Genomic DNA, 12,393 nt, shown 5'->3' with positions numbered 1-12,393 from the left:
GTGCGGGGGGCGCGGGCGGGCTCCGGGAGTGACGGACCTGGCGTCGTGTTATCCGCGCAGCAATCGAGTGCTCAGGCTCCTGGATATGGTGGTCGGCCCGGCGGTGTGGGGCAGCGTCTCGCCGCGCGAGGTGCCCAGTGTGCGTGCGTCAGCTCAGGAAGTGGTGGGCGTCAGCTCAGGAAGAGGGTGACCGGGAGGGCGACCAGGGTGGTGGCGACCGCGAGGGCGGTGGCACCGAGAACCCGGGGCGGCCGGTCGCTGACCAGCAGGCGCTGCACCCGTACGTCGAGATCCCGGTCGCCCATGCCGAGCGCGCCGGCCGGGGTGATCCGGTGCCCGGCAGCCGCGAACCGGCGTAGCGCACCCGCCAGCGGTGCGTCGGCGTGCAACTCGCGGGCCTTGTCGTCGGCGCGCATCTCGACCAGCAGGGCGACCCGCTCGTGCGCGTCGCGCACCCAGCCGAACCACGGCAGCGCCCGGCACAGCGCGGTGAACGGCAGCAGCACCAGGTCGTGCCGCTCGTGGGCGTGCGCACGCTCGTGGCTGAGAACCGCGGCCAGCTCGGCCCGGTCCAACAGGCTGAGGGTGCCGGCGCTGACCACCACCTGCGGCTTGACGCCCGGCAGGCAGTACGCGGCGGCGCTCGGATGATCCAGCACCAGCGCGCCCGGCGCGGCCGGGTCGTTCCGGGCGACCAGGGAGAGCAGGTCCCGGTGGCGACGCTGGGCGCGTACGGTGCCGTGGATGCTGCGCACGGTCGTCGTGACCAGCACCGCCCCGATGCCGAAGCCCACGCCGACACCGGCCAGGTGGAACGTGCCCACCCCGATCGGCAGGGCGCCGTGGACGAGGTCGTTGGCCAGGGCGAGCAGCGCGCTACCGGTCGGACGGCCGTACGCGCTCAACCCGAGCGCCATCGGCAGGCCCATCGCCGATAGGCCCAACGCCAGCCCGACGGCCTGCCAGCAGACGATCGCCACCCGAGGGCTGCGCCACGTCCAGGTGGAACGGGCCAACACCTGGGCGGTCAGATAGCAGGCCAGCATGGTGGCGGCGAAGTGCACGGCGTAGGCCATGGTGCGCGCCCTACCGCTCCGCTGCCTCGCCGGCGGGTCGTCGGCCCGCTGGCCCGTCCACCCGGTCGGTCAGGGCGTCGGCCCCGCCCGCGTCGCCGCGGGTGGAGCCCGGCCCGGTCAGGCCGGCCTCGCTGCCGAGGGCCGCTCGCAGCACCTCGGCCTCGGTGCCGGTCACCGAGCGGGCGAAGCGCACCAGCGCGGCGTCCCGGCTGCCACCCAGGTCGAGGGCGTCGAGCATGAGTTGAGCGATGTGCGCCTCACGGCTGGCCGCCGGACGGTACCGCCAGGCCCGGCCCTCCCGCTCCCGTTGCACCATGCCCTTGCCGGCGAGCCGGTCCAGCACGGTCATCACAGTGGTGTACGCCAGCTCACGGCCATCGAGCGCGTCGGCCACCTCGCGCACGGTCACCCCGTCCGACGTGCCGGGAACCACGTCCCACAGCACGTCCATCACCGCACGCTCAAGATCGCCCAACCGAGTCACAAATCAATCCTACCCCCGGTAGTAGACCCCCGGCCCACCCGACCAGGCACTGCCCCGGCCAAGATCCCCACACAAACAACGATGTAGTGGCCTCCATCCGCCAGGAGGCCACTACATCAACGAAACTGCGCGATCTTGGAGCAGGAGCAGGAGCAGGAGCAGGAGCAGGAGCAGGAGCAGGAGCAGGAGCAGGAGCAGGAGCAGGCAACTCAACCCAAGGCAGAGCCCGTGAGCTGACCTTCCCGACGAACCCGGCCCAGGTCAGATTTTCCGGGGGAGTCCGCCCACGCAGGGATCAAGCCTGACCGCCCGGAGTGGGCGGGCTCCCCCGGAAAACCAAAGGCCGGGAACGAATCACACCCCCTTGGGGTGCCACACCGTCTTCGTCTCCAACAGTGCCGTCATCCGATCCAGGCCCGGGTCGACCGACCAGTCGTGGTCGGCCGGGGCCGGTCGGAGCACCCGCTTGAGGTTCTCCGCCGCCTTGACCTCGAGGTCGGTGGCGAGGGCGGCGTCGGTGACCCCGGTCAGGTCGATCGCGTTGACGTCCATGTGCGCGGCCAGCGTCGGCGCGGTCTCGGTGATCGCGCCGGTGAGGATGTTGACCACACCGCCGGGCAGGTCGGAGGTGGCCAGCACCTCGGCCAGCGTCACCGCCGCCAGCGGCTCGGTCGCCGACGCCGCCACCACCACTGTGTTGCCGGTGACGATCGCCGGGGCGATCACGCTGACCAGGCCGAGCAGCGCCGGGCGCTCCGGGGCGACCGCCGCGACCACGCCGGTCGGCTCGGGCGCGGAGATGTTGAAGTACGGGCCGGCGACCGGGTTGGCGCCGCCGTACACCTGGGCGAGCTTGTCGGCCCAGCCGGCGTACCAGACCCAGCGGTCGACCGCGGCGTCCACCTCGTCGCCGGGGATGCCCAGGGCGACGAACTGCTCGCGGCGGCCCTCCAGCATCTCGGCGGCCCGGTAGAGGATCTGACCCCGGTTGTACGCGGTCGCGCCGGCCCAGCCCTTGACGGCGGCGCGGGCGGCGACCACCGCGTCCCGGGCGTCCTTGCGGGAGGCCAGTGACACATTCGAGGACTGCACGAGATACGACCGTCCCGACTCGCTGCGCGGGAACTTCCCGCCGATGAAGAGCTTGTACGTCTTGCGTACCGCGACCCGCTCAGACATTGAGGTACCCCTCCAGCCCGTGCCGGCCGCCCTCGCGACCGTAGCCCGACTCCTTGTAACCACCGAACGGCGAGGTGGGGTCGAACTTGTTGAAGGTGTTGGCCCAGACGACGCCGGCGCGCAGCCGGTCGGCCATCCACAGGATCCGGGAACCCTTGTCGGTCCAGATCCCGGCCGACAGCCCGTACGGCGTGTTGTTGGCCTTCTCCACGGCCTCGGCCGGGGTGCGGAAGGTGAGCACCGACAGCACCGGGCCGAAGATCTCCTCGCGGGCGATCCGGTGTGCCTGGGTGACGCCGGTGAAGATGGTCGGCGCGAACCAGAAGCCCCGGTCGGGCAGGTCGCACGGCGGTGACCAGCGCTCGGCACCCTCGGCCGAGCCGGCGTCGGACAGCTCGCGGATCCGCTCCAGTTGGGCTGCCGAGTTGATTGCGCCGACGTCGGTGTTCTTGTCCAGCGGGTCCCCGACCCGGAGCTGAGCCATCCGTCGCTTCAGCGACTCCAGCACCCGGTCGGCCACGTTCTCCTGCACCAGCAGTCGGGAGCCTGCGCAGCAGACGTGCCCCTGGTTGAAGAAGATGCCGTTGACGATGCCCTCGACGGCCTGGTCGATGGGTGCGTCGTCGAAGACGATGTTGGCGGCCTTGCCGCCCAGTTCCAGGGTGAGCTTCTTGCTGGTGCCGGCGACCGACCGGGCGATGGCCCGGCCCACGTCGGTGGAGCCGGTGAAGGCGACCTTGTCCACGCCGGCGTGTTCGACCAGCGTGCGGCCGGTGTCGCCGGCGCCGGTGAGGATGTTGACCACACCGGCCGGCAGGTCGGCCTGCTGGCAGATCTCGGCGAAGAGCAACGCGGTCAGCGGGGTGGTCTCGGCCGGCTTCAGCACCACAGTGTTGCCCGCGGCCAGCGCCGGGGCGATCTTCCAGGCCAGCATGAGCAGCGGGAAGTTCCACGGGATGACCTGCGCCGCCACGCCGATGGGCCGCGGATTCGCGCCGAAGCCGGCGTGCTCCAGCTTGTCGGCCCAGCCCGCGTAGTAGAAGAAGTGCGCGGCGACCAGTGGCAGGTCGACGTCCCGGGACTCGCGGATCGGCTTGCCGTTGTCCAGCGATTCCAGGACGGCCAGCTCGCGGGAGCGCTCCTGGATGAGCCGGGCGATCCGGTACAGGTACTTCGCCCGGTCCCGGCCCGGCATCGGGCCCCAGACCTTGTCGTACGCCTTGCGGGCGGCGCGCACGGCGCGTTCCACGTCCTGGGCGCCGGCCTCGGCGACCTCGGCCAGCACCTCCTCGGAGGCGGGGTTGATCGACTTGAAGCTGCCACCGTCGGTGGGGTCGACGAACGTGCCGTCGATGAACAGCCCGTACGAGGGTTTGAGGTCCACCACCGAGCGGGACTCGGGGGCGGGGGCGTATTCGAACATCGGCTATCAGTCCAGGGTGAAGTAGTCGGGACCGGAGTAGGTGCCGGTCGTCAGCTTGGTGCGCTGCATCAGCAGGTCGTTGAGCAGGCTGGACGCGCCGAAGCGGAACCAGTCCGGGTCGAGCCAGTCCGGGCCGACGGTCTCGTTGACCATCACCAGGTACTTGATCGCGTCCTTGGTGGTCTTGATGCCACCGGCGGGCTTCACGCCCACCTGCCGCCCGGTCGCCTCGCGGAAGTCACGGACCGCTTCCAGCATCACCAGGCTCACCGGCATCGTCGCCGCGATCGGGACCTTGCCGGTGGAGGTCTTGATGAAGTCGCCGCCGGCCAGCATGGCCAGCCAGGAAGCCCGCCGGACGTTGTCGTAGGTGGCCAGCTCGCCGGTCTCAAGGATCACCTTGAGGTGGGCGTCCCCGGAGGCTTCCTTGGTGGCCACGATCTCGTCGTAGACCTCCTTGTACCGCCCGGCCAGGAACGCACCCCGGTTGATCACCATGTCGATCTCGTCGGCGCCGGCCGCGACGGCGGCCCGGGTGTCGGCCAGCTTGATCTCCAACGGTGCCTGACCCGACGGGAACGCGGTCGCCACGCTGGCCAGGTGCACGGCGGAGCCGCGCAACACCTCGGCCACGTGCGGGACCATCGCCGGGTAGACGCAGACCGCTCCGACGTGCGGGCAGGACGGGTCAGCCGGGTCTGGACGCAGGGCCTTCGCGGCGAGCGCGCGCACCTTGCCCGGGGTGTCCGCCCCCTCCAGGGTGGTCAGGTCGACCATCCGGATCGCCAGGTCGATCGCCTGGGCCTTGGCGGTGGTTTTGATGGAGCGGGTGCTGAGCTGTGCCGCCCGCTGCTCCGCGCCGACCTGGTCCACGCCGGGCAGGCCGTGCAGGAAGGTCCGCAGAGCGGTCTCGGATCGTCCCAGCTCGGAGAGCTCCGACCGGGCCGACGTCGTTGTCGCCGTCATGCCGAGAAGTCTACGCACGAGACCGCCGAGTGATCTTGCTCATGACCGCTCGATGACGTGCCGACGTGAGCGGCGTCCCTGGTCCGACCGCACCCGCACCGCCGCGCGGTACGGACCGGTAGGTTGAGCGATCGTGGACGTACACGTCATTGACCACCCGCTGGCCCAGTCCAGGTTGACTGCCATGCGGGACGCGCGCACCGATTCCTCGACGTTCCGGGCGGCGCTGCACGAACTGACCACCATGCTGGTGTACGAGGCGGCGCGCACCTTCCCCGTCGAGCGGTACCCGGTGCAGACGCCGGTCACCGGCACCGAGGGCACCCGGCTGGCCAACCCGCCGCTGCTGGTCCCGGTGCTGCGCGCCGGGCTGGGCATGGCGGACGCCGCGTTGGGCCTGCTGCCCGAGTCGTCGATGGGTTTCGTGGGCCTGGCCCGCGACGAGGTGACCTACGAGCCTCGCGCGTACATGGAGTCGCTGCCACGCGACCTGGCCGGGCTGCCGGTGCTGGTGCTCGACCCGATGCTGGCCACCGGTGGTTCGCTGGAGCACTCCTGTCGGCTGCTGGCCGATCGGGGCTGTACCGACATCACAGTGCTCTGTGTGCTCGCCGCCCCGGTCGGCATCGAGCGGCTGGAGCGCTCCGGCCTGCCGTTGCGCCTGGTCACGGCCTCGATCGACGAGGGGCTCAACGACCGCATGTTCATCGTCCCCGGCCTCGGCGACGCCGGCGACCGCCAGTTCGGTGGCATGCCCCGCTTCTGAGGCGAAACCCGGTCGGTGCCGGGTCCGGCGGGTCCGTGCGCGGGGTGCGTGGACCCGCTACCGTCTCCGGCCATGACTGGTGTTGCGCTCGCCGAGGAGTTGCTGCTCCTCGCCTACGACGACACGACCGGCAAGGCGACCATGCCACGGATCAGCCTGGACCTGGGCATGGCCGCCGCGGTGCTGGTCGAGCTGGCCCTGGCCGGCCGGATCGCGTACGCCGACGGGTCCCTGACGGTGATCGACCCGACGCCGACCGGCGAGCCGTTCAGCGACGACGTCCTCAGCCGGATCGCCGCCGACACCCCGCACACCCCGGCGTCCTGGGTGCAGCGTCTGCGGCACGGCCTGCGCGACCGGATCCTCGCCGACCTGTGCCGGCAGGGCGTCGTCCGGGACGTCGACGAGACCGAGCTGGGCTTCATCCACGTGCATCGTTACCCGGTCGTGGACACCTCCGTCGAGGCGGAGACCCGCCAGCGGCTGGCCGAGGCGCTGACCGGCGCGGCAGCCCCGGACGAGCGGACCGCCGCGCTGGCCACCCTGGTCGTGGTGCTCCGGATGGAGTCCGCGCTCGGGGTGAGCGGAGAGGACGCCGCCGACGCCCGCCGCCGGCTGACGGAGATCGCCACCGGCGCCGGGTTCTCCGGCGAGGTGAGCACCGACAATTCGGTGGTCCGCCCGTCGGTCGGCCTGGTCGTCGCCGCCCTGGCCAGGGCCGTCGACCAGGCCCTCGGCCCGCGCCGCTGACCGTCGGCTCGACCCCGCTCGACGTGCCCTTTGCTCTGCACCCGCCCAGGCGCCACCGGACGACAGTCGAATGGCGCTTCCGCGGGTGCAGAGCAAAGGGCGGACTTGTTGTGGGTGGGTGCTGCGGGGCTCAGATGCCCAGGGCAGCGCTGACCTCGGCCCGGAGCGCGGCGACGGCCGACGCCGCCCTGCTGCGGGCCGTCGGCACGTCACCGTCCACGACCGGTTCCACCACCTCGAGGTACGCCTTGAGCTTCGGCTCGGTGCCGGACGGGCGGATCACCACCCGGGCCGTCGCGGTCCGCAGGATCACCACGTCCGACTCGGGCAGCAGGTCCCGGGCGCTGTCCACCGACTGCCCGAGCAGAGTGGTCGGGGTGTCCGCCCGGATCCGGGCCATCGCGTCGGCGATGACCCGCAGGTCGTCCACCCGGACGGAGAGCTGGTCGGTATGGTGCACGCCGAACTCGGCAGCCAGCTCGTCCAGCCGGTCGGTCAGCGTACGACCCTGCGACTTCAGGCCGGCGGCCAACTCGGCCACGGTCAGCGCGGCGGTGATGCCGTCCTTGTCCCGGACGTGTTCCGGGGCCACGCAGTAGCCGAGCGCCTCCTCGTAGCCGAAGACCAGCGGGGCGCTTCCACCCCCGGCCCGCACGATCCACTTGAAGCCCGTCAGCGTCTCGTCGTAGGGCAGGCCCCGAGCCGCGCACATCGCCCGCAGCAGTGACGACGACACGATGGTGGTGGCGTAGAGCCCGGTCACCCCCCGGCGCATCAGGTGGTCGGCGAGCAGGACACCCACCTCGTCGCCGCGCAGCATCCGCCAGCCGTCGCGGTCGTCCCGGACGACCACCGCGCAACGGTCGGCGTCCGGGTCGTTGGCGATGGCGAGGTCCGCGCCGGTGGAGTCGGCCAGGGCGATCAGCCGGTCCACCGCACCCGGCTCCTCCGGGTTGGGGAACGACACGGTGGGAAACGCCGGGTCCGGTTCGGCCTGGTCGGGCACCACCCCGGGGGTCGGGAAGCCAGCGCGGGCGAAGGCGGCGGTGAGCACCGCAGCGCCCACCCCGTGCAGCGGCGTGTACGCCACCGTCAGGTCCCGTGGCCCGTCCGGGTCGATCACCGCGGTGGCCCGTTCGACGTACGAAGCGACCAGGTCGTCGCCGAGCACCTGACCGGGCTCACCCAACGGCACCTGGGCCAGCGGCCCGACCGATCGGATGGCCGCCTCGATGCCGGCGTCGGCGGGTGGCACGATCTGCGCGCCGGCGCCCAACTCGCCGCCCAGCTCCGCGCCCAGGTAGACCTTGTAGCCGTTGTCCTGCGGCGGGTTGTGGCTGGCCGTGACCATCACCCCGGCGACACCGCCGAGGTGCCGCACGGCGTACGCCAGCACCGGGGTGGGTAGCGGGCGGGGCAGCAGCAGCGCCGGGCGGCCAGCGCCGGTGGCCACCTGGGCGGTGCGCTCGGCGAACTCCCGGGAGCCGTGCCGAGCGTCGTACCCGATCACCAGCGGGCCGGTGCCACCCTGGGCCGCGAGCCAGGTGACCAGGCCGGCAGCGGCCTGGGTGACCACGGCGAGGTTCATGCCGTTCGGGCCGGCGCGCAGCGGGCCGCGTAGGCCCGCCGTGCCGAAGGTCAACGGGCCGGCGAACCGGTCGGCCAGCTCCGGGGCGCTCGCCGGAAGCCCGTCGAGCACCGCCGTCAGCTCGTCCCGGCTGGCCGGGTCGGGGTCGTCGGCCAGCCAACGCCGGGCTTGCTCGCGAATGTCGTCAATGTCAGTGGTGTCCGCCGCCATGCCCCTTGATAGCACGGCGGCGGATCACCCCTGTGGGTTCCCTCCGGCTCAGCCGTTCCCGGTGAGCTGGAACGTCCGCGTCATCTCGTCGAAGATCGGCTTGCTCTCGGCGAACTTGGCGTCCGTGGCGGTGAGGTAGAACGAGTACGCCTTGCCGTCCTGGGCCACGCCCCGCCAGACGCCGTGCCGCATCGCGTCACCCTCGCCGCAGGTGTACTCGAATTCGGCTGCCGGCTTGCTGGCCAGCTCCGTCTCGGTGGAGGAGATCTGGTTGTACGGCTTGACGCAGGAGGTGCTCCGGGTCTTGAGGCCGTTCTCGGCCGTCTCGGCCCACCGGACGGAGCTGCTGCTCCACTTCTCGGTGATGATGCGGACCTTGCGGCCGCTGTCCGCCGGGTCGATGTAGTCGGTGTACGAGCCACCGGTGGCCTTCTTCCAGCCCTTCGGCACCATGACCTGGATTCCGCGGGCCGTGTGCTCCTGCATCTCGACAGTGGGAGCCGCCGGGGCGGACGTGGTGGGCTGCGCGGCCGGGGTGTTCGGCGGGGTGGCGTCGTCGCCGCCGGAGAGCGCCACCGCCGTGAGCAGCAGCACGACGACCAACCCGCCGGCCGCGGCGAGCTGCACCTTGCGCGGCCAGCCCTTGACCGTGGTGACGAGCTGACCACCGGTGGCCCGGACCTTGTCCAGCGCGCTGCCGCCCGAAGCGGCGGGCGTGGCGGCCCAGGGCTGGCCGGTGCCCGGCACCGACCACTGGTTGCCGCCGTAGGTGCCGCCGACGCGCTGGGTGGCCTCCGGTGCGCCGCCGTACCCGACCTGCTGGGTGGCATCGGCCGGGCTGCCGTAGCTGACCCGCTGGGTGGCGTCGGGGTGCCCGCCGGCGTCCACCCGCTGGGTGGCGTCCGCGTTGCCGCCGTAGGTGCGCCCGGCCGCCGGTCGGCCCGTGGTCGGCATCGCGCCGGTCGGCGTGTGCAGCGGGCCGGCCAATGCGTCGGCGCTGGTCTCGTCGAGCCCACCGGTGGCGCCGGTCGCGGAAGTCGCCTGCGGGCGCTCGCCCCGGCGCGGCGAGGCCAGCCGGTCGGTCAGGGACTCGCCCGGGGCCAGCATCGCCTTGCCACCGATCTGGCTGTCCGGCTTCGACTCCGGCTGGGCAGGCGGGAGGACGGGGATGGGGCGCTGCTGCACCGGCACCACGGCGTACGGGTCGGTGACCGAGTGCACAGCCGTCGCCGTGCTGCCCAGCGGGCCGGCGAGCAGCTCGCGCAGCATGGCCCGGGAGGTGTGCACGTCGAGTCGGCGCGCCGGGTCCTTCTCGAGCAGACCCATCAGCACCCGGGTCAGCGGGCCGCTGCGCTGCGGTGGGGCGGGTGGGTCCTCCACCACGGCGTGCATGGTCTCGATCGGGTCGCCCTTGTCGAACGGGGGCCGCCCCTCGACCGCGGTGTAGAGCGTCACACCCAGCGAGAAGAGGTCACTGGGCGGGCCGAACTCCTGGCCCATGGCCCGCTCGGGCGAGATGAAGTGCGGCGAGCCGAGCACCATGCCGGGGGTGGTGAGCTGCACGTCGGTGGGCATCCGGGCGACCCCGAAGTCGGTCAGCACGCAGCGCCCGTCGGTGCAGATCAGCACGTTTGCGGGTTTGACGTCGCGGTGCAGCACGCCGATCGCGTGCGCGACCTCCAACGCGCCGAGCAGCGCGATGCCGATCTTGGCGACGGCGCGGGGCGCGACCGGCCCGTCCTCGATCACCATGTCGGCGAGGCTGCGGGCGTCCAGCAGCTCCATCACGATCCACGGCCGACCGGCCTCGGTGACCACGTCGTACACCTGCACCACAGCGGGGTGCTGGATGGCGGCGGCGGCGCGGGCCTCGCGCAGGGTGCGTTCGTACATCGCGTCGCGGTCGCTGGGGGCCAGCCCCGGGGGCAGGACGACCTCCTTCACCGCCACGTCACGGCGCAGCAGGGTGTCTGTGGCGCGCCACACCGTGCCCATGCCGCCGTTGCCCACCGAGGATCGCAGCGAGTACCGGCCACCAATGGTGGTGCCGGGCGCCGCTCGTCCGTTGGCGGGACTAACTGGTCCGCCGCTCCACGTCGGGATCTGAGTCACAGAAAAGCCACCGGGGGAAATCGAGGGGGGCTGGGACACAACCCCCCTATCTTGCTGGTTCCGACGCCCGATGCGAAAGCCGACGCGACGGACGTTTATCGAAGTCGACAGAACGTGCCCTGTCGTTCACCTGGTGTCGACGGGTCGGGACGCACTGTGCGGTATCCCTCACCCGAGGACGTGGCCAGGCGTCCTACCATCCGGGGATGAACCAACGGCGGTCAAGTGAGTCCGGTTTCCCGATCAACGGCGTCTACACGGAGGCCGACCTTCCGGAGGACCTGGACTCCCGGCTCGGCAGCCCGGGCGAGTTCCCGTACACCCGGGGTGTCTACCCCACCATGTACACCTCCCGCCCGTGGACCATGCGCCAGTACGCCGGCTTCGGCACCGCCACCGAGTCCAACGCGCGATACCACCAGCTGTTGCGGGCCGGCACGATGGGCCTGTCGGTCGCGTTCGACCTGCCGACCCAGATGGGCTACGACTCGGACGAGCCGATCGCGCACGGCGAGGTCGGCAAGGTGGGTGTCGCGATCGACTCCATCGAGGACATGCGGCTGCTCTTCGCCGACATCCCCCTGGACAAGGTGTCCACCTCGATGACCATCAACGCGCCCGGCTCGGTGCTGCTGCTGCTCTACCAACTCGTCGCCGAGGAGAACGGGGTGCCGGGCGCGGCGCTCAACGGCACCATCCAGAACGACATCCTCAAGGAGTACATCGCCCGGGGGACGTACATCTTCCCGCCGAAGCCGTCGCTGCGCCTGGTGGCCGACACGTTCGCGTACTGCCGCAGCGAGGTGCCGAAGTGGAACACCATCTCCATTTCCGGTTACCACATGGCTGAGGCCGGCGCGACGCCCGCGCAGGAGATCGCGTTCACCCTGGCCAACGGGGTGGAGTACGTACGGGCCGCGCTGGCCGCCGGGCTCGCCGTCGACGACTTCGCGCCCCGGCTGTCGTTCTTCTTCGTGGCCCGCACCACGCTGCTGGAGGAGGTGGCGAAGTTCCGCGCCGCCCGGCGGATCTGGGCCCGGCTGATGCGCGACGACTTCGGCGCCAAGGATCCGAAGTCGATGATGCTGCGGTTCCACACCCAGACCGCTGGCGTGCAGCTCACCGCCCAGCAGCCGGAGGTGAACCTGGTTCGGGTGGCGGTGCAGGGTCTGGGTGCCGTGCTCGGTGGCACCCAGTCGCTGCACACCAACAGCTTCGACGAGGCGATCGCGCTGCCCACCGAGAAGGCAGCCCGGCTCGCGCTGCGTACCCAGCAGGTGCTGGCCTACGAGACGGACCTGACCGCCACCGTCGACCCGTTCGCCGGGTCGTACGTGGTGGAGGCGATGACCGCCGAGATCGAGGCCGCCGCCGTCGAGTTGATGGAGCGGGTGACCGACCACGGCTCGGCGGTGGACGCGATCGAGGCCGGGTTCCAGAAGCGGGAGATCGAGCAGTCCGCGTACCGGATCGCCCAGGAGATCGACTCGGGGGAACGGGTGGTGGTCGGGCTCAACCGGTTCACCGTGGACGAGGAGGAGCCGTACGAGCCGCTGCGGGTCGACCCGACGATCGAGGCGGCCCAGGCCGACCGGCTGGCCCGGCTGCGCTCCGAGCGGGACGCCGACGCGGTCACGCGAGCGCTTGCCGATCTCCGGGCCGCCGCCGAGGGCACGGAGAACGTGTTGTACCCGATGAAGGAGGCGCTGCGGGCCCGGGCGACAGTGGGTGAGGTCTGCGGGACGTTGCGCGAGGTGTGGGGGCTGTACCGCCCCACCGACCGATTCTGAGCGCACCGGCGGCGGCTGCGGCCTCGGGGCGCGGTGTGTCCGGCGCTCT

The 12,393-nt window shown here is 71.8% G+C and carries 10 protein-coding genes; 3 read left to right on the top strand and 7 right to left on the bottom strand.

Annotated features, from left to right (window positions below):
• Positions 1-170 precede the first annotated feature (170 nt).
• The 5 genes from DLJ58_RS31275 to deoC all read right to left on the bottom strand — a co-directional run bounded on the left by DLJ58_RS31275 (position 171) and on the right by deoC (position 5,128).
• Positions 171-1,076, bottom strand: a complete 906-nt coding sequence (locus DLJ58_RS31275; RefSeq protein ID WP_124862058.1) for a M56 family metallopeptidase — start codon at positions 1,074-1,076, stop codon at positions 171-173.
• 10 nt (positions 1,077-1,086) lie between these two features.
• Positions 1,087-1,560 carry a BlaI/MecI/CopY family transcriptional regulator gene (locus tag DLJ58_RS31270; protein ID WP_124862055.1) on the bottom strand — a complete coding sequence of 158 codons (474 nt, stop codon included), beginning with the start codon at positions 1,558-1,560 and terminating at the stop codon, positions 1,087-1,089.
• Between the two features lie 354 nt (positions 1,561-1,914).
• On the bottom strand, positions 1,915-2,739 hold the full coding sequence (locus DLJ58_RS31260) for an aldehyde dehydrogenase family protein (RefSeq protein ID WP_124862047.1): 825 nt from the start codon (positions 2,737-2,739) through the stop codon (positions 1,915-1,917).
• On the bottom strand, positions 2,732-4,162 hold the full coding sequence (locus DLJ58_RS31255; protein ID WP_124862044.1) for an aldehyde dehydrogenase family protein: 1,431 nt from the start codon (positions 4,160-4,162) through the stop codon (positions 2,732-2,734). The genes DLJ58_RS31260 and DLJ58_RS31255 overlap by 8 nt, the downstream gene beginning before the upstream one ends.
• A gap of 6 nt (positions 4,163-4,168) precedes the next feature.
• A complete protein-coding gene (deoC, locus tag DLJ58_RS31250) occupies positions 4,169-5,128 on the bottom strand; it encodes a deoxyribose-phosphate aldolase (RefSeq protein WP_124862041.1) in 960 nt (319 codons plus the stop codon).
• Between the two features lie 133 nt (positions 5,129-5,261).
• On the opposite strand from deoC, the gene upp reads away from it, so the two are divergent.
• A complete protein-coding gene (upp, locus tag DLJ58_RS31245) occupies positions 5,262-5,894 on the top strand; it encodes a uracil phosphoribosyltransferase (protein WP_124862038.1) in 633 nt (210 codons plus the stop codon).
• A 72-nt stretch (positions 5,895-5,966) separates the two neighbouring features.
• Positions 5,967-6,644: a GOLPH3/VPS74 family protein gene (locus tag DLJ58_RS31240; RefSeq protein ID WP_124862035.1), complete on the top strand. Its 678-nt coding sequence runs from the start codon at positions 5,967-5,969 to the stop codon at positions 6,642-6,644.
• A gap of 130 nt (positions 6,645-6,774) precedes the next feature.
• Here the strand turns inward: DLJ58_RS31240 and DLJ58_RS31235 are convergent, their stop codons facing one another.
• Positions 6,775-8,442 (bottom strand): phospho-sugar mutase, encoded by a 1,668-nt coding sequence (locus tag DLJ58_RS31235; RefSeq protein ID WP_124862032.1) that lies wholly within the window; start codon positions 8,440-8,442, stop codon positions 6,775-6,777.
• 48 nt (positions 8,443-8,490) lie between these two features.
• Positions 8,491-10,554, bottom strand: coding sequence for a serine/threonine-protein kinase (locus DLJ58_RS31230; protein WP_124862029.1), 2,064 nt, complete (start codon positions 10,552-10,554; stop codon positions 8,491-8,493).
• A gap of 206 nt (positions 10,555-10,760) precedes the next feature.
• On the opposite strand from DLJ58_RS31230, the gene DLJ58_RS31225 reads away from it, so the two are divergent.
• Positions 10,761-12,344 (top strand): acyl-CoA mutase large subunit family protein, encoded by a 1,584-nt coding sequence (locus tag DLJ58_RS31225; protein WP_124862026.1) that lies wholly within the window; start codon positions 10,761-10,763, stop codon positions 12,342-12,344.
• The last annotated feature ends 49 nt before the right edge of the window (positions 12,345-12,393 follow it).

Source organism: Micromonospora arida, from assembly GCF_003857035.1.
Taxonomy (GTDB): Bacteria; Actinomycetota; Actinomycetes; order Mycobacteriales; family Micromonosporaceae; genus Micromonospora; species Micromonospora arida.
Note: the sequence above shows the minus strand (reverse complement) of the source record. Positions and strands in the feature narration are given on the sequence as shown.

Coding starts and splice junctions, on each gene's coding strand:
- DLJ58_RS31260 (WP_124862047.1), bottom strand. CDS start 2,739: ATGTCTGAGCGGGTCGCGGTACGCAAGACGTACAAGCTCTTCATCGGC.
- DLJ58_RS31235 (WP_124862032.1), bottom strand. CDS start 8,442: ATGGCGGCGGACACCACTGACATTGACGACATTCGCGAGCAAGCCCGG.
- DLJ58_RS31255 (WP_124862044.1), bottom strand. CDS start 4,162: ATGTTCGAATACGCCCCCGCCCCCGAGTCCCGCTCGGTGGTGGACCTC.
- DLJ58_RS31275 (WP_124862058.1), bottom strand. CDS start 1,076: ATGGCCTACGCCGTGCACTTCGCCGCCACCATGCTGGCCTGCTATCTG.
- deoC (WP_124862041.1), bottom strand. CDS start 5,128: ATGACGGCGACAACGACGTCGGCCCGGTCGGAGCTCTCCGAGCTGGGA.
- DLJ58_RS31240 (WP_124862035.1), top strand. CDS start 5,967: ATGACTGGTGTTGCGCTCGCCGAGGAGTTGCTGCTCCTCGCCTACGAC.
- DLJ58_RS31225 (WP_124862026.1), top strand. CDS start 10,761: ATGAACCAACGGCGGTCAAGTGAGTCCGGTTTCCCGATCAACGGCGTC.